The 21,869-nt window shown below is 69.2% G+C and carries 21 protein-coding genes and 1 pseudogene; 16 read left to right on the top strand and 6 right to left on the bottom strand.

What is annotated here, in order from left to right; all coding sequences use genetic code 11:
• The first annotated feature begins 16 nt into the window (after positions 1–16).
• Positions 17–1,141, top strand: coding sequence for a DNA integrity scanning diadenylate cyclase DisA (gene disA / locus ACFQ7F_RS26310; protein WP_383274788.1), 1,125 nt, complete (start codon positions 17–19; stop codon positions 1,139–1,141).
• A gap of 92 nt (positions 1,142–1,233) precedes the next feature.
• Here the strand turns inward: disA and ACFQ7F_RS26305 are convergent, their stop codons facing one another.
• Positions 1,234–2,052, bottom strand: coding sequence for a hypothetical protein (locus tag ACFQ7F_RS26305; protein WP_383274785.1), 819 nt, complete (start codon positions 2,050–2,052; stop codon positions 1,234–1,236).
• Between the two features lie 185 nt (positions 2,053–2,237).
• Here ACFQ7F_RS26305 and ACFQ7F_RS26300 point away from each other — a divergent pair, with 185 nt between their 5' ends.
• Complete coding sequence (locus tag ACFQ7F_RS26300; RefSeq protein WP_383274782.1) at positions 2,238–2,891, top strand: phosphatase PAP2 family protein; 654 nt, start codon at positions 2,238–2,240, stop codon at positions 2,889–2,891.
• A gap of 6 nt (positions 2,892–2,897) precedes the next feature.
• Here ACFQ7F_RS26300 and ACFQ7F_RS26295 read toward each other — a convergent pair whose 3' ends face one another.
• The gene (locus ACFQ7F_RS26295) at positions 2,898–3,551 is read right to left on the bottom strand and encodes a response regulator (RefSeq protein WP_383274780.1); all 654 of its coding nucleotides are present in this window, start codon (positions 3,549–3,551) and stop codon (positions 2,898–2,900) included.
• Between the two features lie 13 nt (positions 3,552–3,564).
• Positions 3,565–5,163 (bottom strand): sensor histidine kinase, encoded by a 1,599-nt coding sequence (locus ACFQ7F_RS26290; protein WP_383274777.1) that lies wholly within the window; start codon positions 5,161–5,163, stop codon positions 3,565–3,567.
• A 281-nt stretch (positions 5,164–5,444) separates the two neighbouring features.
• On the opposite strand from ACFQ7F_RS26290, the gene ACFQ7F_RS26285 reads away from it, so the two are divergent.
• The 5 genes from ACFQ7F_RS26285 (at position 5,445) to cseC (ending at position 9,981) form a co-directional block, all read left to right on the top strand.
• Entirely contained in the window at positions 5,445–6,377 is a 933-nt protein-coding gene (locus ACFQ7F_RS26285; RefSeq protein WP_383274774.1) for an A/G-specific adenine glycosylase, read from the top strand.
• A gap of 254 nt (positions 6,378–6,631) precedes the next feature.
• A complete protein-coding gene (locus ACFQ7F_RS26280) occupies positions 6,632–7,180 on the top strand; it encodes a SigE family RNA polymerase sigma factor (RefSeq protein ID WP_383274771.1) in 549 nt (182 codons plus the stop codon).
• Positions 7,181–7,200: 20 nt separating this feature from the next.
• The gene (locus ACFQ7F_RS26275) at positions 7,201–7,821 is read left to right on the top strand and encodes a hypothetical protein (RefSeq protein ID WP_383274768.1); all 621 of its coding nucleotides are present in this window, start codon (positions 7,201–7,203) and stop codon (positions 7,819–7,821) included.
• A 9-nt stretch (positions 7,822–7,830) separates the two neighbouring features.
• Entirely contained in the window at positions 7,831–8,544 is a 714-nt protein-coding gene (cseB, locus tag ACFQ7F_RS26270) for a two-component system response regulator CseB (RefSeq protein ID WP_383274765.1), read from the top strand.
• A gap of 66 nt (positions 8,545–8,610) precedes the next feature.
• A complete protein-coding gene (gene cseC, locus ACFQ7F_RS26265; protein WP_383274848.1) occupies positions 8,611–9,981 on the top strand; it encodes a two-component system sensor histidine kinase CseC in 1,371 nt (456 codons plus the stop codon).
• Between the two features lie 139 nt (positions 9,982–10,120).
• On the opposite strand, the gene ACFQ7F_RS26260 is transcribed toward cseC, so the two are convergent.
• Positions 10,121–11,830, bottom strand: a complete 1,710-nt coding sequence (locus tag ACFQ7F_RS26260; protein WP_383274762.1) for an MDR family MFS transporter — start codon at positions 11,828–11,830, stop codon at positions 10,121–10,123.
• 171 nt (positions 11,831–12,001) lie between these two features.
• On the opposite strand from ACFQ7F_RS26260, the gene ACFQ7F_RS26255 reads away from it, so the two are divergent.
• The gene (locus ACFQ7F_RS26255) at positions 12,002–12,613 is read left to right on the top strand and encodes a TetR/AcrR family transcriptional regulator (RefSeq protein ID WP_383274759.1); all 612 of its coding nucleotides are present in this window, start codon (positions 12,002–12,004) and stop codon (positions 12,611–12,613) included.
• A 37-nt stretch (positions 12,614–12,650) separates the two neighbouring features.
• Here ACFQ7F_RS26255 and ACFQ7F_RS26250 read toward each other — a convergent pair whose 3' ends face one another.
• Positions 12,651–13,313: a M23 family metallopeptidase gene (locus ACFQ7F_RS26250; protein ID WP_383274756.1), complete on the bottom strand. Its 663-nt coding sequence runs from the start codon at positions 13,311–13,313 to the stop codon at positions 12,651–12,653.
• A 500-nt stretch (positions 13,314–13,813) separates the two neighbouring features.
• Here ACFQ7F_RS26250 and ACFQ7F_RS26245 point away from each other — a divergent pair, with 500 nt between their 5' ends.
• Complete coding sequence (locus ACFQ7F_RS26245; protein ID WP_383274753.1) at positions 13,814–16,930, top strand: NACHT domain-containing protein; 3,117 nt, start codon at positions 13,814–13,816, stop codon at positions 16,928–16,930.
• On the opposite strand, the gene ACFQ7F_RS26240 is transcribed toward ACFQ7F_RS26245, so the two are convergent.
• Positions 16,920–17,339, bottom strand: coding sequence for an ATP-binding protein (locus ACFQ7F_RS26240; protein WP_383274750.1), 420 nt, complete (start codon positions 17,337–17,339; stop codon positions 16,920–16,922). The two genes, ACFQ7F_RS26245 and ACFQ7F_RS26240, sit on opposite strands and share 11 nt — an antisense overlap.
• 333 nt (positions 17,340–17,672) lie before the next feature.
• On the opposite strand from ACFQ7F_RS26240, the gene ACFQ7F_RS26235 reads away from it, so the two are divergent.
• The 7 genes and pseudogenes from ACFQ7F_RS26235 to ACFQ7F_RS26205 all read left to right on the top strand — a co-directional run.
• Positions 17,673–18,575 carry a helix-turn-helix domain-containing protein gene (locus tag ACFQ7F_RS26235; RefSeq protein WP_383274747.1) on the top strand — a complete coding sequence of 301 codons (903 nt, stop codon included), beginning with the start codon at positions 17,673–17,675 and terminating at the stop codon, positions 18,573–18,575.
• Entirely contained in the window at positions 18,572–18,763 is a 192-nt protein-coding gene (locus ACFQ7F_RS26230) for a DUF397 domain-containing protein (protein WP_383274744.1), read from the top strand. Before ACFQ7F_RS26235 ends, ACFQ7F_RS26230 begins: the two co-directional genes overlap by 4 nt.
• Entirely contained in the window at positions 18,760–18,933 is a 174-nt protein-coding gene (locus ACFQ7F_RS26225) for a DUF397 domain-containing protein (protein ID WP_383274741.1), read from the top strand. The genes ACFQ7F_RS26230 and ACFQ7F_RS26225 overlap by 4 nt, the downstream gene beginning before the upstream one ends.
• A gap of 73 nt (positions 18,934–19,006) precedes the next feature.
• Positions 19,007–19,789, top strand: a complete 783-nt coding sequence (locus ACFQ7F_RS26220; protein WP_383274738.1) for a VOC family protein — start codon at positions 19,007–19,009, stop codon at positions 19,787–19,789.
• A 99-nt stretch (positions 19,790–19,888) separates the two neighbouring features.
• A complete protein-coding gene (locus tag ACFQ7F_RS26215) occupies positions 19,889–20,986 on the top strand; it encodes a YhcG family protein (protein ID WP_383274735.1) in 1,098 nt (365 codons plus the stop codon).
• 67 nt (positions 20,987–21,053) lie between these two features.
• Positions 21,054–21,488, top strand: coding sequence for a PPOX class F420-dependent oxidoreductase (locus ACFQ7F_RS26210; RefSeq protein ID WP_383274732.1), 435 nt, complete (start codon positions 21,054–21,056; stop codon positions 21,486–21,488).
• A 196-nt stretch (positions 21,489–21,684) separates the two neighbouring features.
• Positions 21,685–21,869: pseudogene (locus ACFQ7F_RS26205) on the top strand (glycosyltransferase); the annotation flags it as partial.

The following is a 21,869-nucleotide window of genomic DNA, read 5'->3' as shown; positions in this document are numbered from 1 at the left end:
CGACCCGAGGAGTGCAGTGGCAGCCAACGACCGGGCGTCAGCTCCCGGCAAGTCCGGTGGAAGCTCCGGTGCCGACGGGCTGATGCGTGCCTCCCTGAGCGCGGTCGCGCCCGGCACAGGCCTGCGCGACGGACTCGAGCGCATCCTCCGCGGCAATACCGGAGGGCTCATCGTCCTCGGCTGGGACAAGACCGTCGAATCCATGTGTACGGGCGGCTTCATCCTGGACGTCGAGTTCACGGCGACCCGGCTGCGCGAGCTCTGCAAGCTCGACGGCGGCATCGTCATCGACAAGGACGTCACCAAGATCCTGCGGGCGGGCGTGCAGCTCGTCCCCGACCCGATGATCCCCACCGAGGAGACGGGCACCCGGCACCGCACCGCGGACCGCGTGTCCAAGCAGGTGACCTTCCCCGTGGTCTCCGTCTCCCAGTCCATGCGCCTCATCGCGATCTACGTGGACGGTCAGCGCAAGGTCCTGGAGGACTCCGCGGCGATCCTGTCCCGCGCGAACCAGGCCCTCGCGACCCTGGAGCGCTACAAACTGCGCCTCGACGAGGTGGCGGGCACCCTGTCCGCCCTGGAGATCGAGGACTTGGTGACGGTCCGCGACGTCACGGCGGTCGCCCAGCGCCTGGAGATGGTGCGCCGTATCGCCACGGAGATCGCCGAGTACGTGGTGGAGCTCGGCACCGACGGCCGTCTCCTCGCCCTCCAGCTGGACGAGTTGATCGCGGGCGTCGAGCCCGAGCGTGAGCTGGTCGTCCGGGACTATGTCCCCGAGCCGACCGCGAAGCGCTCCCGCACGGTCGAAGAGGCGCTCTTCGAACTGGACAAGCTCTCGCACGCGGAGCTGCTCGAACTGCCCATCGTGGCGCGAGGCTTGGGCTACACCGGCTCTCCGGAGGCCCTGGACTCCGCGGTCTCCCCGCGGGGCTTCCGCCTCCTGGCCAAGGTGCCGCGCCTGCCCGGCGCGATCATCGACCGGCTTGTCGAGCACTTCGGGGGGCTGCAGAAGCTTCTCGCTGCGAGCGTCGATGACTTGCAGACCGTCGACGGGGTGGGGGAGGCGCGCGCCCGGAGCGTTCGCGAGGGGCTCTCGCGGCTCGCCGAGTCGTCGATCTTGGAGCGGTACGTCTAGCGGTACTGGCGGTACGTCTAGAGGGTGCTGCTGGGTGGGTGGCGCTGCTGGGTGGGTGGGGATTCCCGCCCACCCGCCCGATTACCCCGCGATCAGCCCTCTTCGAGTACGAACGAAGCCTGCGCCGATCCAAGCCCGGAAGACTTGGCCTCGACCAGGTACGTCCCCGGCGCCGCACTCCCCGCCGAAGGCGTCGCGCAGTGGGGCTCGCTCCCCCGGCGGTTCCACTCGACGGTGTGCGTGACGCGCCCGTCGCCCGGCACCCGGAGCAGCAGGCTCCCGCCGCCCGCGGGGCAGTCCTCCGAGGACCAGATCACCTTGTCGCTGTCGGCCTGAGTGATCGTCATGACCGTCTTCTTGCCGCCGAGGTCCGCCTTGCAGGCCTTGCCCGCACTGTTCTGGGCGATGAGCTCGAACTTCGGCTTCTCACCGACCTCGTACCTGTTGTGAACGCTCCGCAGCTTCAACTTCACGTCATCGCTCGCGCAGTTGGGGAGGCTCGACCCCGCGGGCAGCTGTCCGCCCGCACCGCCGCCGCCCTTGGCGCCGTCGTCAGAGCCGCTGCCGTCTCCGCCGCCGGAGTCACCCGAGCCGCCGGACCCCGCGGAATCACCTGAGCCGCCGCCCGAGCCACCGGAGCCGGAGCCGGAGCCGTTCTCGTCGTCCGACTCGTCGCGCCCGCCCGGGTTTTGACTGATGGCGGGCCCGGACTCGGAAGGTCCCGGCGTGATGGACGTGGCGGGGCCGGAGCCCGACGGGCCGTCGGCGCCGTTCTTCTGGCCCCCACCCCCCAGGGTGAGCACCCACACGACCAACAGAGCCATCAGCCCGACCAAGGACAGCAGAACGGCCCGCCGACGCCAGTAAATACTGGAGGGAAGCGGCCCGACCGGATTGCGCATAGATCCCACGGCCCAAACCTTACGAGAGATCCGCGCCGTGTCCTGCCCCACCCGCCGCTCAGAGCAACAAAGTTTACGGATCATCATCACGGAGCCAATGGTTCCGCTTCCGGTACCCCTGTCTTTCGTCAGGGGCTGTGACGGGACGATCGCCGGATGTGACGATTCGGACCTACTCCGTACCGTCCGTAATCATGGACACCATGGACGACGATCTCTATCGCGATGTCACCGACTTCGCCCACGACACCCCTACCTGGTTCCAGCATCTCGCCGAGGTGTGGACGGAGCTCGGACTGCTGCTTTTCGGCGTGCTCTTCATCGTCGCCTGGTGGCGGGCACGGCGCGGTGACCCCCGCGCCCTCGCGATAGCCGTTCTCGCGCCCCTGGTCACGGCGGTGGCCTACGTGTGCAGCGAGCTGCTCAAGTCCGCGGTCGACGAGGAACGCCCGTGCCGGGCCGTCTCCGGGGCGCTCAACTCGATCGTCGAATGCCCGGCCTACGGCGACTGGTCCTTCCCCAGCAACCACTCGACGATCGCGGGCGCCGCGGCCGTCGGGCTCGCGCTCGCCTGGCCGCGGATCGCGGCGCTCACGCTGCCGATGGCCGTGCTCATGGCGTTCTCGCGGGTCTTCGTGGGCGTGCACTATCCGCATGACGTAGGGGTGGGCCTGCTCCTCGGAGCCGCGCTCGCCTTCCTCCTCGTACGTCTGGCGACTCGCCCCGTGGCACGTGTCGTCGAGACGATGCGCGGGTCGTCGACGGGCGTCGTCAGGTGGTTCGCGGGCCCGGGCAGCCCGACGCCGGACGCGACATCGCACCGGCGGCCCGCGTCGCACCGGCGCTAGGCGGCGTCAGAGCCGCACAAGTCCCGCCTCATAGGCGACGATCGCCGCCTGGACGCGGTTCTTGACCCCGAGCCGGTCGAGGACCGCGCTCACGTACGCCTTGACCGTGCCCTCCACCAGATGGAGCCGGGCGGCGATCTCCGGATTGGAGAGCCCCTCCCCCACGAGCCCGAGCACTTCGCGCTCGCGCGGGGTGAGGGCCGCGGTCCTGGCGCGGGCGTCAGCGCCGCGGCCCATGCGCTGTGCGCCGTATCCGTCGATGACGTGACGGGCCACCTTGGGCGAGAGGAAGGCGGCGCCACCGGCCACCGCGCGTACGCCCGCGATGAGTTCGTGCGGGTCGCCGGACTTCAGCAGAAAGCCGGTGGCTCCGCCGCTCAGCGCCCGCGCCACGTACGCGTCCTCGGAGAAGGTCGTCAGCATCGCGACCGCGGTGCCCGGCACCGTCCGTACGATCTCCTCGCCCGCGGCCAGGCCGTCGAGCCCCGGCATGCGGATGTCGAGCAGCACGACGTCCGGCCGATGGGCCTGGGCGAGGGCGACAGCCTCCCTGCCGTCACCGGCCTCCGCGACGACCTCGATGTCTTCGCCCGCGCCGAGGATCGCGCGGACGCCCGCGCGGATCATCGCCTCGTCGTCGGCCAGCAGTACGCGGATCACCGCACCCACTCCTTCACTCCTTCACGTGCTCCCGCACTTCGCTGACGGCTCCGGTCCCGACACCGGCCTTGGGGATCACGCTCTTCTCCACGAGGACCCCGTCGTCGAAACAGACCCTGAAGTGCTCGACTGTGACGAAGAGTTCGCCGCTGGCGCGGTAGTAGCGACAGTCGGCGCCGTCGGGGGGCGGGGTCGGGGCGCGCTCGTCGGGCGGATCGGACGCGTCTCTGTCGGGCAGCAGTCGTACGGCGTCGGCCTGTGGCTGACCGATCGTAAGGCGGGCGAAGTCGGCCGGTTCGAGGACGGCGTGCGATCGCGAGTACGCGTACCAGGCGAAGGCGCCGCCCACGAGAAGTACTCCGGTGGCCAGGGCGGCTCCGAAGGCCAGCACGGTCCGGCGTCTCGCGTACGCGGGGCCGTGGCCGGGTCCGGGTCCGGGTCCGGGTCCGGGTCCGGCGGAGGCGGGCGTCGCCGGGAGCGGTTCCTCGCCCTCTGTGGGGAGCCGTGCGACGACTTGGAATCCGTCGTCGTGCGGCCCCGCGTCGAGGGTGCCGCCCAGGTCTTCGATCCTGGCCCGCAGGCCTACGAGGCCTGAGCCGACACCGGGCCCCGAACCCGGCTCCTTGGCGGGTCCGTTGGTGACGACGACGGCCGTCGCCCTCACCTCGACGGTGACGGAGGCGCCGGGTGCGTGCTTGGCGGCGTTGGTCAGGGCTTCCTGGACGATTCGGTGGACGGTCCGCTCGGTCTCGTCCGTTCGGGGCGATTCCGTACGTTGCTCCTGCGCATCCCCCCTTACGTACTGGACCGGCAGGCCCGAGTCCGCGGCCCGTTCGACCAGGGCCCGCACGCTTTCGCCCGCCGGGGCCAGCGGTGCGACCTCGTCCCCCTCTTCCCTCAGCAGCCCGATGATCTCGTGCAGCCGGTCCGTGGCGTCCGACGCGGCCACGCGCAGGTCGGCTGCGGCGCCACGGTGCCGTTCGGGCAGATCGGCGGCCACTTGCAGCGCGCCGGCCCGTACCGCGATGAGGCTCAGCTCGTGTCCCAGGGAGTCATGCATGTCCTGGGCGATCCTGGCGCGCTCGCGCAGCCGGGCACGGTCGGCGACGATGCGCTGCTCGCGCTCCAGCTGGCCGGCGCGGGCCCATCCTGCGGCGGCGAGTTCCCTGCCCTGCCGGAGGTAGCGCCCCGCGAGCCACGGGAAGACCGCGCCGAAGAGCAGGGTCCCCATGAGGACGAGCCACTCCACGACGGGGTCGACCCCGCGTACGACGATCTTGGCTGTGCCCAGCAGGGCGATGGCCCCGAAGAGGAGGAGCGCGGGCCGGACGCGGGTGGCTTTGCGGCCCATGAGCAGCGCGAACACGGCGAGGGCGGTGCCGTACGAGAGCGTGAACAGGGAGGGCGCCGCTGCGAGCTCCAGGCCTGCTGCTGCGGCGAAGCCGATCTGGGGCCAGCGGCGCCAGACTGCTGCGGCCAGGCCCAGTACCGCGATTCCTGCGGCCTGTTGCCAGGCCGGGCGGGGCTCGTTCAGGCCCATCCGGTCCACGGTCAGCGCGGGGATGGCCAGGGCGGCCCAGAGGAGGGCGTCCGCCCTGCGTCTGCTTCTCACGTCCGTGACGCTACTTCCCGGGTCCTTGCGGGCGCCTCTGCCGATCGTCAGGTCCTTGGGTCTTGGCGGGCGGGCCTCCCCCACCCACCCGCCCGATCACCCCGCGTCTCCCTTGACCGAACAAGCCTTCCCGCCCACCCGCCCGATTGCCCCGCATCACCCCTCGACGAAAAGCAACCGCCCTGACCGACCCGCCCGATCGCCCCGCATCACCATGATCGAGAAAGCAACCGCCCCGCCTGGCCCGCGGCCCGCCGCCCCCATGGCAGGATCGTCATGCCATGACTGCGCCCACGAAGCCCATGCCGCCCATGCCGATGTCAGACACCCCCGAGCCCTCCGGCGAGGCCCTGCACAGCCCCGTCATCGCCTGGTTCGACGCGAACGCGCGCGATCTGCCGTGGCGTCGGCCCGACGCCGGGCCCTGGGGCGTGATGGTCAGCGAGTTCATGCTGCAGCAGACGCCGGTCAACCGCGTCCTGCCCGTGTACGAGCAGTGGATCGCCCGCTGGCCCCGCCCCGCCGATCTCGCCAAGGAAGCCCCGGGCGAAGCCGTCCGCGCCTGGGGACGCCTCGGCTACCCCCGCCGCGCGCTCCGGCTGCACGGCGCCGCCGTCGCCATAACGGAACGGCACGGCGGCGACGTACCGGCCAAGCACGCGCAGCTGCTCGCGCTGCCCGGCATCGGCGAGTACACCGCCGCGGCCGTCGCCTCCTTCGCGTACGGCCAGCGCCACGCCGTCCTCGACACGAACGTGCGGCGCGTCTTCGCCCGCGCCGTCACCGGCGTCCAGTACCCGCCCAACGCCACCACCGCGGCCGAGCGCAAGCTCGCCCGCGCCCTCCTCCCCGACGACGAGCGCACGGCGTCCCGCTGGGCCGCCGCCTCCATGGAGCTCGGCGCCCTCGTCTGCACCGCCAGGAACGAGAACTGCGCGCGCTGCCCCATCGCCGAGCAGTGCGCGTGGCAGACGGCGGGCAAACCGGCGCACCAGGGTCCGGCCCGCCGGGGCCAGACGTACGCGGGTACGGACCGCCAGGTGCGCGGCAAGCTGCTCGCGGTGCTTCGGGAGGCTGTGGCTCCCGTACCGCTGGCGACCCTCGACCGGGTGTGGGACGAGCCCGTGCAGCGGGCCCGCGCTCTGGACGGGCTCGTCTCCGACGGCCTCGTCGAGCCACTCGCCGGGAACCTCTACCGTCTGCCCCTCACCTGAGGAAGCAGCTGAAGCAGCTGAAACAGTTGAAGTAGCTGAAGCAGCTCAAACGAACCGAAGAAACTGACAGATCGTCTGATACACGCCTTCGATTTACGCCCCGCCTACATCTGTTACACAACCGACGGAAGGCCGTGCGCCCTCCGCTGGCTGCTCCGCACAGCCTCGTGACAAGCCGTCCGTAGCTTCATTTCAGTACCGCACAGGCAAGGACAGCGGTCGAAGCAGTCGGTGGGAACGAGAGGCGGTCAGAGATGGCGCACGGTGAGGTGCTCGAGTTCGAAGAGTACGTCCGCACACGGCAGGACGCCCTGCTGCGCAGTGCCCGGCGCCTGGTCCCCGACCCCGTCGACGCCCAGGACCTGCTTCAGACCGCGCTCGTGCGGACGTACGGCCGCTGGGACGGCATAGCCGACAAGCGGCTCGCGGACGCCTATCTGCGCCGCGTCATGATCAACACGCGTACGGAGTGGTGGCGGGCCCGTAAGCTCGAAGAGGTCCCCACCGAGCAGCTGCCCGACGCGAGCGTGGACGACTCCACCGAACAGCATGCGGACCGCGCCCTCCTGATGGACATCATGAAGGTGCTCGCACCCAAGCAGCGCAGCGTCGTCGTGCTGCGACACTGGGAGCAGATGTCCACAGAGGAGACCGCCGCGGCACTCGGCATGTCGGCGGGAACGGTCAAGAGCACACTGCACCGGGCGCTCGCCCGGCTCCGCCAGGAGCTGGAGAGCCGGGACCACGAGGGGCCCGCCACCGGCGCGCTCGAACGTGAGGAGCGGGAGCGTTGCGCGGCCTAAGCACTCGGTCCGGCAGAAGCATGAAGGCGGGGAGCGCGGCAGGGGTCGCGCTCGCCGCCATCGGCCTTTTGCTGTCCGCCTGCTCGACCGGCGGCTCCGGCGCCCGCGACGAGGGCCCCGGCAACCGGGGCGAGGCGGTGATGTCCCCGTCTCCGTCCCCTTCGCCTTCGGAGACGTCCGCGCCCTCGCCGCCCACCGCCCGTGAGGCGGTGAGGATCGTCGAGGACGACCCGAAGGTCAGCCAGGCGGTCAAGCGCGATCTGAAGCCCTGCGTCGGCGACGAGTACCCGGTGGACGTCTCGTACGGCAACCTGACCGCAGGCTCCGCGGCCGACGTCGTCATCAACATCATGACCTGCGGCGATGCGGTCGGTACCAGCACTTATGTGTATCGCACCGAGGGCAAGAAGTACGAGAATGTCTTCCAGGACGAGGAGCCACCCGTCTACGCGGAGATCGACCGGGGCAATCTGGTCGTCACCAAGCAGCTGTACGAGAAGGGCGATCCGGTGTCGTATCCATCCGGCGAGGACGTCATCACGTATGAGTGGGCCGCCAACCATTTCCGGGAGACGGACCGCATCCGCAATCGCTACAGCAGCGCGGCGGGCGGCGATGCTCCCGCCCCGACGGAGAACTGAGAGCACCCGATGGCAGAGCACACCCATGTCCTGTTCGTCGAGGACGACGATGTCATCCGCGAGGCGACGCAGCTCGCGCTCGAACGGGACGGCTTCGTCGTCACCGCGATGCCCGACGGCCTGCTCGGCCTGGAGGCGTTCCGTGCCGACCGTCCGGACATCGCCCTGCTCGACGTGATGGTGCCGGGCCTTGACGGCGTCTCGCTGTGCCGCCGTATCCGCGACGAGTCCACGGTCCCGGTGATCATGCTGTCGGCGCGTGCCGACTCCATCGATGTCGTACTCGGCCTTGAGGCGGGGGCCGACGACTACGTGACGAAGCCGTTCGACGGCGCCGTCCTGGTGGCCAGGATCCGCGCCGTGCTGCGCCGCTTCGGCCACGCGAGCGGGCCCGACTCGGCGGGGCCCGCCGCCGGTGAGGCCGGTTCGATGGACGGCGGCGTGCTGCACTTCGGCGATCTGGAGATCGACACGGAGGGCATGGAGGTCCGCAGGGACGGCGCTCCGGTGGCGCTGACGCCGACCGAGATGCGCCTGCTCCTCGAGTTCTCGTCCGCGCCCGGCACGGTCCTCTCCCGCGACAAGCTCCTTGAGCGCGTGTGGGACTACGGCTGGGGCGGTGACACCCGCGTCGTCGACGTCCATGTGCAGCGCCTGCGTACGAAGGTGGGCCAGGACCGGATCGAGACGGTCCGCGGCTTCGGCTACAAGCTCAAGGCATGAGCCGCCAGCATGGCTGAACTCAATGGCGCGGCGCATTTCGACGACCAGGCGCATTCCGGGGGACGTATGAGCAGGAGGACGGTGGCCGCGCTGCGCGCCCGCGTGCGTGCACGCCTTGGCGCCCGCCTGCGCACCGGCGTGCGCTGGAAGATCAGCGCGGCGATCGCGCTGGTCGGCGCCCTTGTCGCGGTGGCGTTGAGCCTGGTCGTGCACAACGCGGCGCGCGTCTCGATGCTCGACAACGCGCGCGACGTGCAGGACGAGCGGATTCTGTACGCCCAGCGGATCTACGAGACGTCCGGGCGCACCTCGCAGTTCGGCATGAAGGTCGACGACCCCGCGATGCCCAAGGAGCTCCTCGCGAAGGTGCTCGCCGGGCGCCGCGCGACGTACGTGGAGGACGACGGGGGCGGAGTACCCGACATCTGGGCGGCGGTGCCGCTGAGCGACGGCCACATCCTGTCGCTGCACACCCGCTTCACCGACCGCAGCGCCACCGTCATGAGGGACCTCGACCAGGCCCTGGTCATCGGCTCCATCTCGGTGGTCTTCGGCGGCTGCGCGCTCGGCGTGCTCATCGGTGGCCAGCTCTCCCGGCGTCTGCGCAAGGCGGCGACCGCGGCGCAGGAGGTCGCTCAGGGACAGACGGACGTCAGCGTACGAGACGCCATCGGCGGTGTCGTACGCGATGAGACCGACGATCTGGCGCGCTCGGTGGACGCGATGGCCGACGCGCTCAAGCAGCGGCTCGAAGCGGAGCGGCGGGTGACGGCGGACATCGCGCACGAGCTGCGTACGCCGGTGACGGGTCTGCTCACGGCGGCCGAACTGCTTCCGCCCGGCCGCCCGACCGAGCTGGTCAGGGACCGGGCGCAGGCGATGCGCACGCTCGTCGAGGACGTACTGGAAGTGGCGCGTCTTGACAGCGCGACCGAGCGGGCCGAGTTGCAGGACCTGATGCTCGGCGAGTTCGTGACGCGCCGGATCACGGTCCTCAACTCGGACGTGCGGGTGACGGTGGTGCACGAGTCCGAGGTCACCACCGACCCGCGCCGCCTGGAGCGCATCCTGGGCAACCTCCTCGCCAACGCGGCCAAGCACGGGAAGCCGCCGGTCGAGGTCAGCGTCGAGGGCCGTGTGGTGCGGGTCCGCGACCATGGGCCCGGCTTCCCGACAGGGCTCCTGGACGAGGGCCCGAGCCGTTTCCGCACCGGCAGCACGGACCGCGCGGGCGTCGGCCACGGCCTGGGCCTGACGATCGCGGCGGGCCAGGCGCGGGTCCTCGGCGCGAGGCTCACGTTCCGCAACGTTGCCCCCGTGGGCGCGGGCCCCGACGACCCGGCGGAGGGCGCGGTGGCAGTCCTCTGGCTCCCGGAGCACGCCCCGACGAACACGGGCAGCTTCCCGATGCTGCAACTCCCGGACAAGTACAAGTAGCTGCCGTTCGGCTGCAAGTAGCCGCCGTTCCGCTACGAGTAGCCGCCGTTCGGCCTGCGTTGTGGGCAGCGAAAAGCGGAAAACGGGCCCCGCACCAGAAGGTGCGGGGCCCGTTCAGCCGAGGGAGTGGGACCGCAGGTCAGACGGACTCTGCTACCGCTTCCCGCGCCCCAGGTGCGGCGTCCCCAGCCGCGCTCCCCTCGGCCGGCTTCTCGGCCCCGGAGCCCTTGGGCTGCTCGGAGTCGTTGCGCTGCTCGGAGTCCTTCGCCTCGGAGTCCCCGGAGCCCTTGGGCTCGGCGTCCTTCGGCCCGGCCCCCCGCAGGGGAACCTCCTTGACGAAGAACGCCGCGATCAGCGCAGCGATCCCGATGATCGCGCCAAGCAGGAACGCGGAGTGCGTACCGGCCGACACCGCGTGCTGATACGCGTCCCGTACCGGCGCGGCCAGCTTCCGCAGGCTGTCCGCGTCCAGCTGCGCGGACTGCTCGGTGATCTTGCCGCCAAGCTGCCCGGCGCGCTCGGACATCGTGTCCTCGACGCGGCTGTTGAAGAGCGCGCCCATGATCGCGACGCCGAACGAGGAGCCGAGCGTACGGAAGAGCGTGGCCGATGACGACGCGACGCCCATGTCCTTCATCTCGACGCTGTTCTGCGCGACCAGCATGGTGATCTGCATCAGGCAGCCCATGCCCGCACCGAGCACCGCCATGTAGACGCCCGCCATGAACCGCGTGGTGTCGGTGTCCATCGTGGAGAGCAGGAACAGACCGAGGACCATCAGTACGGTGCCGGCGATCGGGAAGATCTTGTACTTGCCGGTGGAGGTGGTGAACCGGCCCGAGAAGAACGAGACGACCATCATCGAGAGCAGCATCGGCAGGAGCAGCAGACCGGAGTTGGTGGCCGACGCGCCCTGCACCGCCTGCTGGTAGAGCGGCAGGAACAGCATCGCGCCGAACATCACGAAGCCGGTGAGGAAGCCGATCACCGCCATCAGCGTGAAGTTGAGGTTGCGGAAGATGTGCAGCGGCAGGATCGGTTCTGCGGCCTTCTTCTGCACGATGACGAAGCTGATGAGCGCGACGACACCGATCGCGATGAGCTCCATGATCACGGTCGAGGTCCAGGCGTACTCGGTGCCGCCCCAGGTGGTGACGAGGACCAGCGAGCTGATGCCGACGGTGAGCAGCGCCGCACCGAGGTAGTCGATGCGCCCCTTCGCCTTCTTCTTCGGCAGGTGCAGTACGGCGGTCACCATGGCGAGGGCGACGGCGCCGAGCGGCAGGTTGATGTAGAAGGCCCAGCGCCAGCCGAGGTGGTCGGTGATGGTGCCGCCGACGAGCGGCCCGCCGATCATGGCGACCGCCATGACGCCGGTCATCATGCCCATGTACTTGCCGCGCTCCCGCGGCGTGACGAGCTCACCGATGATCGCCATGACGCCGACCATCAGACCGCCGGCGCCGAGTCCCTGTACGGCACGGAAGCCGATCAGCTGGCCCATGTCCTGCGCCATGCCGCTGAGCACCGAACCGGCCAGGAAGATGACTATGGAGGTGAGGAAGACGCCCTTGCGCCCGTACATGTCGCCGAGCTTGCCCCAGATGGGCGTCGAGGCCGCGGTCGCCAGCATGTACGCGGTGACGACCCACGACAGGTGCTCCATGCCGCCGAGGTCACCGACGATCGTCGGCATCGCGGGGCTCACGATCATGTTGTCGAGCATCGCGAGCAGGATGGTGACCATCAGCGCCATCATCACGACGCGCACGCTGCGCGGCTGCGGCGCGTCCTTCGCCGGTCCCCCCGGCTCCGTCTGCTCCCCCGTCTGTTTCTTGATCTCCGCCATGTTCCCCACTCCCCGGTTCACCCGACTGCTTGCTGTCACTCGCTTGCCGCCACTTACTTGCCGACCGGCAAGCTGACTACACTGAGGGAAACTAGACCCCTAACTAGCCGGGCGTCAAGTAAGTAAAATCGGGTCCAAGGATTCGAGTCGAGGGAGCCGAGGAGCACCACCATGGTCACGGGCACAGGCGCGGGCACGGGCACGAACACGGGCAGCGGCAAGCAGCAGCGCCGCGGGGACACCCGCCAGCGCATCCAGGACGTGGCCCTCGAACTCTTCGCCGAGCAGGGCTACGAGAAGACGTCGCTGCGCGAGATCTCGGAACGTCTTGGGGTCACGAAGGCGGCGCTGTACTACCACTTCAAGACCAAGGAAGACATCCTCACCAGCATCTTCGAGGACCTGACAAGGCCCATCGACGAGCTGGTGGAGTGGGGCAAGGACCAGCCGCGCACGCTGGAGATCAAGCGGACGATCCTGACCCGCTACAGCGAGATCCTCAAGGACGCGTCACCGCTCTTCCGCTTCATGCAGGAGAACCAGGCGACGATGCGGGACCTGAAGACGGGCGAGACCTTCAAGGACCGCATGATCAGCCTGCTCGACATCCTCAGGGAGCCGGGCACGCCGATGACGACGCAGGTGCGCTGCTTCAGCGCTCTGTTCACGATGCACGGCGGGATGTTCGTGCTCAAGGACGTCGAAGGCGACCCCGAGGAGAAGCGCAAGGCCATCCTGGAGGTCGCCATCGAACTGGTGACACGGGCACACGAGGGCCCCTGAAGAACCGCCCGTAGGACGTCTCGGTCAGACGTCTCGGTCAGACGTTGACGCCGTTGGAGCGCAGGAACGCGACCGGGTCGACCGCCGAGCCGTAGTTCGGCGTCGTACGGATCTCGAAGTGCAGGTGCGGGCCGCTGGAGTTGCCGGTGTTGCCGGAAGCGGCGATGTGCTGACCGGCGCCGACGGCCTGGCCGACGCGCACGTCGATCTTCGACAGGTGCGCGTACTGCGAGAACGTGCCGTTGTCGTGCTTGATCACGATGGCATTGCCGTACGCGGGACCGTCCCCGGCGCCGTTGCCGCCGGCCTTCACGACGGTGCCGTTGTGCACGGCCTCGACGGAGGTGCCGATCGAGACGGCGAAGTCCTGGCCGGAGTGCTTGCTGGACCACATGTTGCCGCCGAGGCCGAAGCCCGCGGAGAGCGTGTACTTGTCGACCGGGTCCTGCCAGGCGATGGCCTTCTTGGCGGCGGCCTGCTTGGCCTTGCCCGCGGCCTTGGCCTGCGCGTCGGCCTGCGCCGAGATCGAGCCGGCGGAGACGCCGGGCAGCGCGCCGCCCTTGGCGGTGTCCGCAGCGGCCGCGACCCCCGACCCGAGAACTGCCGAGGCGCCGAGCCCGACGGTGGCGACGGTGACGACGGCCGTCCGCGTACGGAGCAGGGACAGGCCGGACTGGTTGGACGTGGCGCGCTTCGACATGCGGATGGCCTCCGGGATGGGGAGCGTGTGGCATGCGGCGCATGCCGGGACGTAAGGGCACCCGGCACAAGCCGGGCCATAAAGCGACCCGGCATACGCAGCTCTGCGTCCCGCCGGGTTGGCCATCCCTTGGTAACCCGCACCCGGCCACCCGCCCAAACCCCCCATCTACTACCTAAAGCCGTAGCCATCCACCCGACTTTCTCCCCCTTGACACCCCCAAATTCAGACAATTCCCCCTTCAACTAGTTGCCGGATTCACCCCCGGACGTCGGGTTTAACCCCACTTCGGAGAGGCCCCCCGAGCCAACACCGGCCCTCACCGGAACCCGGCCGCCCCGCCGAGGCGAAGGTCCCGGAGGCCGCAGACCGAAGGTCCTTGCCGCCGCCCCCAGCGCTCCCACTATTCCGCCTAGTACCGGACATAACGCCTGTGCGTCATGTCACCGACCCCCGAGATCCACAACCTCCGGAATGTGACGGGCACTACGCTGCGGCGCATGGATCCCGCGGTCATAGGCGCCCGGCTCGCCTCCGGCGTCGTAGCCCCTCTGATCAAGAAGCTGTTCGTACGGGAGGGACCAGGCGCGGGCCTGGTGGACAGGCCGGTGCGGCTGTCGGGGCTCGTGTCTTTCAGGGGCGAGAAGCGGACCCTCACGGAGAAGGATCTGGCCAAGCTGGCCGGGGACCTGGTCCACCAGGCGTTACGCACCGGCGAACGGGCCATCACCGCCGACGAGCGACAGGCGGTCGTGGACGCCCTGGCCCGCACCCTGCACGCACTGGGCGATCTGTCCTTGAGCGACGTGGAGGCGGTCGAGCTGGGACACACCGCTCTGGCCGCCCGGCTCCGGGACGCGGCCGATGCCCCGGAGCGGGGCCTGTCGGCGGACGCGACGTACTTCTATGAACGGCTGCTCGACACGACGTGCCTGCACATCCTGCAGTTCTTCACGCAGCGGTCGACCTTCGTGGCCGCGACGCTGGTGGCACAGAGCCGTCGGCAGGACGAGCTGATCGCGAAGGTGGACGAGCTGATCGCGCGGAGTCCGCTGCCGGGAGCGGAGGACGTGGCCTTTGAGCAGCGGTATCTCGCGTACGTCGCGAAGAAGCACGGGAAGCTGACGATCTTCGGGATCGATCTGGCGAACTCGCCGGGGCGGTGGCCGTTGGACGCGGCGTACATGTCGCTGGAGGCGACGGAGCGGTTCGGCAAGTATCAGCTGCAGCCCCAGGAAGTGGCCGACGCCCTGGCCGATGCGGGCCCCGCCTACGCTCAGTGGGCGGACCAGGTCGACGAGTCGGCCCCGACGTCCCGCCCCGCCGACCAGGCGCTGGCGGACCACGACCGCGTGCTCCTGCGGGGCGAGGCGGGCTCCGGCAAGACGACGCTGGCGCAGTGGCTGGCGGTGAGCGCCACAGGGGGCACCGTGGATGACGCCCGCATGGCTTACCTCTACGACCGCATCCCCTACGTACTCCCCCTGCGCACCCTCACCCGCCACGGCGAGCGCCTGCCCGCCCCGGCGGACTTCCTCTCGGCGGTCGGCTCCCCGCTGGCCGGGACACAGCCCAAGGGCTGGGAGTCCCGCGTACTGGCGGCCGGCCGCGCACTGATCCTGGTGGACGGGATCGACGAGATCCCGGACTCGGAGCGCACGCGCACACGGGCGTGGCTGAGCGACCTGATCGACGCGTACCCCGGCAACCGGTGGCTGGTGACGTCGCGCCCGTCGGCGATACGTGAGGACTGGCTGGCGGAGCAGGGCTTCACGGAGCTGACGCTGTTGCCGATGAGCCGGTCGGAGGTGGCCGCGTTCATCCACCGCTGGCACGGGGCGGCCCGCACGGGTACGCCCGAGGAGGACGAACCCCTCCTCGCGTACGAGGGCCAGCTCCTGGAAGCGGTAGGGGTGAAGCCGGACCTCGGCCGCCTCGCGACCAACCCGCTGATGTGCGGTCTGATCTGCGCGCTGCACAGGGACCGGCGGGGCTTCCTCCCGCTGGGCCGCAAGGATCTGTACTCGGCGGCGCTGTCGATGCTGCTGATCCGCCGGGACCGCGAGCGCGACATGCACGTACCGGAGCTGAGGGAGGAGCCGCAGCTACAGCTCCTCCAGCGCCTCGCCTACTGGCTGCTCCGCAACGGCCGTACGGTGATGGACCGTTCACGGGCGGAGTCGATCATCGCGGACGCTCTGCCCGCCGTCCCGGAGCTGGCCGCACTGGGCGATGCGCGGGCGGTGTTCGGCCACTTCCTCCACCGCAGCGGGCTCCTCCGTGAGCCGGGACGCGGCACGGTCGACTTCATCCACCGCACGTTCCAGGACTTCCTGGGAGCGCGGGCGGCGCTGGACAACGGAGACTTCGGGGTTCTGGCCCGGCACGCGACGGATGACCAGTGGGCGGACGTCATCCGCATGGCCGTGGCGCAGGCACGGCCGCGTGAGCGAGTGGAGATTCTCCGGGAACTGATCGGTCGGGGCGACAGGGACCCGGACGACCAGGGGCGCAAGCGGGTTCATCTGCTGGCGGCGGCCTGCTTGGAGCATGCGGCGGAGCTGACGCCCGGGGTTCGCAGGGAGGTGGAGCAGCGGATGGCGGCGCTGATCCCGCCGGTCGGACCGCAGGAAGCCCGCGCGCTCGCCAAGGTGGGCACCATGGTGCTCGACCTGCTGCCGGGTCCGGAGGGTCTGAACGAATTCGAGGCCCGTGAGGTGACGATCACGGCGACGCACGTGCAGTCCGAGGCGGCGATCCCGTTCCTCGCCCGGTTTGCGCAGCTCCCCCACCTCGGAGTGCGCAGCCAGCTGATGTGGGCGTGGCATCGATACGAGTGCCGACCGTACGCGGAACAGATCATCGCTCATCTCGACGACGGTGAAACGCACTTCACCATCCACAGCGACGAACAAGCGGCGGAGTTGGAGCGGTTGGGGCTACGACCGAAGCACCTGGACATCAGGGCCGGGGTCTCCCCCGCAGTCGCGTCCCGCCTGCTGACCACCTGCGAGCCCACACTCCTGACGCTCATGATCTGTCCGGCCGACCTCACGACCGAGGCTCTCGACGCACTGAGCGGGCTGGAGCACCTACGCCTGTCAGACATCCAGGAGCCGTGGAGCCTGGCGATGTTTCCTGCCGACGCCCCGGTGCGTTCCCTTGAGCTCATCCGTAGCCACTACTACGCGTGGAGCCCGCACGCCTTCGAAAGGTGGGTCGGGCTGGAGGAGATCTCCTTCGGGGACGGGAGCCCGGACTCCGTCACGGAGTGGGAGGCGCTCACCCGTCTCCCCCGACTCACCTACCTGGAACTGCCGTCCGAGAGCCTTGCCGGCGCCCCTGCCGGGCTGAGCCTGCCGGGCATCACGGACCTGCAGCTGTCTGCCACACGGGACTGGCATACGGCGATGCGCCGCATCGGGCAACTCCTGCCCGGGGTCAAGCGCATAGCCATCGAGGCGTCCAACAGGCAGGGACCTCTCGATGTGGCCCCCCTCGCCCACCACCCGACCCTGGAGAACCTGCAGGTTCCCGTCCCTCCAGCGGTCGGACTTGACGCGTTACCCGCCCGCATCTCGCTGGCCGCGTACCTCAGTGTCAAGATCACCGATTGAGCTGAAACCACACCTCTTTACCGCCACCGGTCGGCGTCACCCCGCAGACATCCGACAACGCGGTCACGAGAAAGAGCCCCCGCCCGTCTTCGTCCTCGGCGGGCGCCCGTCGGGGCGAGGGCAGTTGTGGGCTCCCGTCATACACGCCGATGCGTACGTGGGTCGCGGCGACAGCGGCTCTCAAGTGCACGTCACCCTTGGCGTGCTGAAGGACGTTGGTCACCAGCTCCGACGTACAGAGCGCGGCGACGTCGGCGAGGTGGCCGAGCCCCAGGGTGACCAGCGCGCTGCGCACGAAGTCGCGGCAGATCTTCGGGGAGCTGGCGTCGGCGGGGGCGAACAGGGTGTAGGTCTGGGGGAGTTCGGGCTCGGGCCCGCATGCGGAGTAGTCATGCACGGTTACGCCCATTGAGACGCCTCCAAGGCGCGCGTCGGGGGTTCGCTGTGGGGGTTCGCTGTGACGGTGATTCGCCTGCCCTGCTGAGCGTCGCCCGGCCGCAGTGGCCTACTGCCCCTCGCGAACAAGTCCCCGTCCGGCACGGCAACTTGGATCGGGCAGTGCGCTTCTGCGGTCAGGCAGGGTTGTGCTGCGTCGACAACGAGGCTTCCACCATCAGCGTGTGAGCGTCGCCGTACTCAACGTAAGCAACAACGGCCCACTAGTGCAACCTAGTTGCCTCGATCGGTGGATCCTTCGCGACTAACGCGGCAAACTGAGCCCGAACTCCCAGGAGGTCCAACCTTGGCACTGCGGCTGCGCATCACCGAGCGCCAGCGAAGGCTCGGCATCGAGCTACGGAAGCTGCGCGAGAACGCGGGGCTCAATCTCATCGAAGCGGCTGCGCTGATCGACATGGGGCGTCCGCACCTGACGCACGTCGAGGCGGCCAGGACCGGCATCTCCACGGAACGGCTCCGCACCCTCGTCGGCAAGTACGGGTGCACTAGTAGCCCGTACATCGATGAGCTGGTTCGCATGTCGGAGAGCAACGGCAAGGGGTGGTGGTCGGAGTACCGCAAGGCGCTGCCCCAACAGGTGCTCGACCTGGCGGAACTAGAAGACCGCGCAACTGCCATCGCAAGCTACGAAACGTTGCTCGTCCCTGGGTTGCTCCAAACGGAGCCGTACATGCGCACCCTCTTCCGGAGCGCCCGGCCCGACGCCACACCCGCCGAGATCGACACCCTCGTGAGGTTCCGTCTTGCACGCCAGAGTGTCCTGTCCGGGGAGCGCCCTCCGCAGCTGCATGCCGTCATCCACGAAGCTGCCCTGCGCATGGTCGTCGGCGACCCGCACATCATGCGAAGGCAACTGGCCCACCTGAATGACATCGCCGCCAATCCGCAGGTGACGATCCAGATCCTCCCCTTCGACCAAGGGACGCAGGCGTGGCGAAGCGCCCCCTTCCTGCTCATCGCACCGGGCGTGCCTGGGCTGGAGACCGTCTTCGTCGAGCACCCTGCCGCAGGCATGACCCTGCACGACGCCACCGCCGTGGCCCAGTATCAAGCGACCATCGCCGCGCTGGCCCAAAGCGCACTCCCCGCGCTCGCCCGCGAGGACACACCGGATGGCCATGAGGGGCCCGATTCCTGGGGCCTCGTCCAGCACATCCTGTACACCCACAGCGGAGGACCCCGATGACCGAACTCACCTGGCAGAAGTCGACGTTCAGCGAAGGAGGCGGCGCCAACTGCGTCTACGTCGCCGCAACCCCCGCCACCAAGACCATCCACCTCCGCGAGAGCGACACCCCGGAAACAACCCTCACCACCACACCCCCCACCTTCGCCGCACTGATACGCACCCTCACAGCGAGGACGTACCGATGACGGAAATCACGTGGCAGAAATCCACATTCAGCGAAGCCGGAGGTGACAACTGCCTCTACGTCTCCGCCACTTCCGACGACACCGTGCGCCTCCGTGAGAGCGATGCCCCGGAGACAACCCTCACCACAACCACCGCCGCCCTCGCCGTACTGATACGTACCCTCAAATAGGCCGGCCCCTGACCTACTTGCCGCCTAACGTCAGCGCTCCCCTCCCCCGATGGACACGAGGAGCGAGCGAACGATGAGCCACGTAACGACCGCCCAGCCCGACGGCACCCCCACGTGGATCGACCTCCGCGTGCCCGCGTACGACCGTGCGCTGGAGTTCTACGGCGCGCTCTTCGGCTGGGAGTACTCCGAGGAGCCCACGGAGGGCGGGCGGCGGCGCAGGAGCGCGACATGTCTGCTGCACGGCAAGCCCGTCGCCGGGATCACGCAGGCCGAGGCCATCACAGGCTTCGGATGGAACATGCACTTCGCCACCGCCGACTGCGACGCCACAGCCAAGCGCGTCACGGAGGCGGGCGGCACCCTGCTCAAGGGACCGGAAGAGATCGCAGGCCAGGGTGCCCGCATGGCCGTCGCCGAGGATTCGGTAGGCGCCCGTTTCGGTCTCTGGCAGAGCCACACGCACATCGGCTGCGAAGTCGTGAACGAGCCGGGCTCACTCGTCCGCAACGACATGCGCACCCCGTCCCCCGGGCCTGCCCGGGCGTTCTACAGCTCCGTCTTCGGCTACACCCTGGACCTCAACGACGTCATGCCGGACGCGGACTTCACCTTCCTACGCCGCCCCGACGGCCACGAGATCGGCGGAATCTTCGGCACCCCGGCCGACCCCGCGTCGACCTCCCCCGCATCAATGTGGGCCACCACCTTCGAGGTGGCCGACACCGACGCGGTGGCGCAGAAGGCCACAGCAGGCGGCGGCACATCCACCGCCCCACAGGACATCCCGTACGGCCGCATCGCGACCCTCACCGACCCCGCCGGCAATGAGTTCTCGGTCATCACGAGGCTCTGAACCGCACCGCAGCACGACCGGGGCGGACGCAACCACCCAATCGGGTGATGTGACACCAACTCCCCACCTGTAAAGGCCTCGTACGCAATTCTCGGCCTCATGCGCAAGAACACCGAGGCCAAAGCCGGGATCAAGCCCGACCCCGAGCCCAAGGCCACCGTCCCCGCCCAGCCGCACCCGAACACCCTGCCGTCCTGGTACGGCGACCTCCTGGGCGAGGTCAAGGAGACCGTCGCAGGCGCACGCACCCGCGCCCAACGGGCCGTGAACACCGAACTGGTCCAGATGTACTGGCAGATCGGAAAGCTGATCCTCGTCCGTCAGCAACAAGAGGGCTGGGGCACGAAGGTCGTGTCCCGGCTCGCCGCAGATCTCAAAACAGCCTTCCCGAGCCAACGCGGCTTTTCCCGAAGCAACCTGATGTACATGCACAAGATGGCCCGCACCTGGCCGGACCCAATTGTCCAACAGCCTGTTGGACAATTGCCCTGGGGCCACATCACCGTCCTGATGACCAAGCTCGAAACCCGCCCCGAGCTGGACTTCTACACCGCCGAAGCCGTCCGCAACGGCTGGTCCCGCGCCATCCTGGACCGCTTCATCCACCAGGGTCTTCACCTCACCCAGGGCTCCGCCGCCAACAACTTCGCTGCGACCGTCCCCGAGGGCTCCGACACCCTCAAGGAGCTGGCACGAGACCCGTACCGCCTCGACTTCCTCGGGCTCGACAAGCACCACGCCGAGCGTGAGCTCGAAGAGGCGATCATCGCCGGGATGATCCGCTTCCTCACCGAACTCGGCGTCGGATTCGCCTTCGTCGGCCGCCAGTACCCCGTTGTCATCGGCGGCGACGAATTCCGCATCGACCTGCTCTTCTACCACCTGAAGCTGCACCGCTACTTCGTCTTCGAGCTGAAGACGAAGGACGTACGCCCCGAACACGTCGGCAAGCTCAACTTCTACGTCAGCGTGGTCGATCAGCTGGTGCGCGACCCGCGACGCGACGACGCGACCATCGGCTTCCTCCTCGGAGCCAGCCACAACAAGGCTGCCGTGCAGCTCGCTCTCGACGCCAGCAACAACCCGATGGCCGTCACGTCCTACTCGACGCTCAAGCCGGCGGATCGTGAACTGGTCCCCACCGAGGAGGACTTGTCACGCGTGGTCCAGGATGCCATCGACGGCGTCGAGGCCTGAGAACTACCATCCGCCTGGCCCAGCGAGGGCCGGAATACCCCGCCCTCAGCGGCGAGTTGGGCCAGACATGACCACAGACACGCACTTCGATGCCCACGCCCTGCTCGCGCGGAGCAGCCTCGGCGTACTGGCGACGATCAAGTCCGACGGCCGCCCGCAGCTCTCGCCCGTCATGCCGTCGTACGACCGCTCCGCAGGCGTCATCCGCGTATCGACGACGGCGAAGACCGCGAAGTTCGCCAACCTGCGTCGCGACGCCCGCGCCACGCTGGAGGTGACCAGCTCGGACGGACGCGCCTGGGCCACCGTCGAAGGCACCGCCACCCTCACCGGCCCCGGAACCGACCCGGACGGCCCGGAGGTCGAGGCCCTGGTGGACTACTACCGCGCCGCCGCCGGCGAGCACCCGAACTGGGACGAGTACCGCGAGGTCATGGTCTCCGACCGCAGGGTCCTGATCACGATGACGGTCGACAACGTGTACGGCACCAGCCTGGCCTGATGGAGATGGGGATTGCAGGAAAGTCTCGCGACACGCCGTGCGGGGGCGCGGTCCAGCGGGACTTTCTTGCAGTGCGGCCCAGCGCACCCCTCTCCCTTTCCAACGTATAGCTCACTGGGGGGCTTGCTACAAGCCCCGGCTCCTGCCGCAGAATCGGCGGCCGACAGGCCACATCCTGCGGAAATGGGAGCCCGAAGTGCGAGTGCTGTTGACGAGCTGGGGATCGCGCGGAGACATCGAACCGCTGGCCGCACTGGCCGTGGCGCTGCGCGAGCTCGGCGCGCAGGCGCGGGTGTGCGCGCCGCCGGACGAGGAGTTCGCGGCGCTCCTGGCGCGCGTCGGCGTGCCACTGGTGCCGCTCGGTCCGACCGTGCGCTCGGT

It is taken from the genome of Streptomyces sp. NPDC056486 (assembly GCF_042795295.1).
GTDB lineage: Bacteria > Actinomycetota > Actinomycetes > Streptomycetales > Streptomycetaceae > Streptomyces.
This window is presented reverse-complemented; position numbering and strand designations above follow the sequence as displayed.

Bases quoted from the DNA above. Each gene is read 5' to 3' on its own strand.
- ACFQ7F_RS26300 (WP_383274782.1), top strand. From the start codon at position 2,238: ATGGACACCATGGACGACGATCTCTATCGCGATGTCACCGACTTCGCC.
- ACFQ7F_RS26285 (WP_383274774.1), top strand. From the start codon at position 5,445: ATGACTGCGCCCACGAAGCCCATGCCGCCCATGCCGATGTCAGACACC.
- ACFQ7F_RS26280 (WP_383274771.1), top strand. From the start codon at position 6,632: ATGGCGCACGGTGAGGTGCTCGAGTTCGAAGAGTACGTCCGCACACGG.
- ACFQ7F_RS26275 (WP_383274768.1), top strand. From the start codon at position 7,201: ATGAAGGCGGGGAGCGCGGCAGGGGTCGCGCTCGCCGCCATCGGCCTT.
- cseB (WP_383274765.1), top strand. From the start codon at position 7,831: ATGGCAGAGCACACCCATGTCCTGTTCGTCGAGGACGACGATGTCATC.
- cseC (WP_383274848.1), top strand. From the start codon at position 8,611: ATGAGCAGGAGGACGGTGGCCGCGCTGCGCGCCCGCGTGCGTGCACGC.
- ACFQ7F_RS26260 (WP_383274762.1), bottom strand. From the start codon at position 11,830: ATGGCGGAGATCAAGAAACAGACGGGGGAGCAGACGGAGCCGGGGGGA.
- ACFQ7F_RS26255 (WP_383274759.1), top strand. From the start codon at position 12,002: ATGGTCACGGGCACAGGCGCGGGCACGGGCACGAACACGGGCAGCGGC.
- ACFQ7F_RS26250 (WP_383274756.1), bottom strand. From the start codon at position 13,313: ATGTCGAAGCGCGCCACGTCCAACCAGTCCGGCCTGTCCCTGCTCCGT.
- ACFQ7F_RS26245 (WP_383274753.1), top strand. From the start codon at position 13,814: ATGGATCCCGCGGTCATAGGCGCCCGGCTCGCCTCCGGCGTCGTAGCC.
- ACFQ7F_RS26240 (WP_383274750.1), bottom strand. From the start codon at position 17,339: ATGGGCGTAACCGTGCATGACTACTCCGCATGCGGGCCCGAGCCCGAA.
- ACFQ7F_RS26230 (WP_383274744.1), top strand. From the start codon at position 18,572: ATGACCGAACTCACCTGGCAGAAGTCGACGTTCAGCGAAGGAGGCGGC.
- ACFQ7F_RS26225 (WP_383274741.1), top strand. From the start codon at position 18,760: ATGACGGAAATCACGTGGCAGAAATCCACATTCAGCGAAGCCGGAGGT.
- ACFQ7F_RS26220 (WP_383274738.1), top strand. From the start codon at position 19,007: ATGAGCCACGTAACGACCGCCCAGCCCGACGGCACCCCCACGTGGATC.
- ACFQ7F_RS26215 (WP_383274735.1), top strand. From the start codon at position 19,889: ATGCGCAAGAACACCGAGGCCAAAGCCGGGATCAAGCCCGACCCCGAG.
- ACFQ7F_RS26210 (WP_383274732.1), top strand. From the start codon at position 21,054: ATGACCACAGACACGCACTTCGATGCCCACGCCCTGCTCGCGCGGAGC.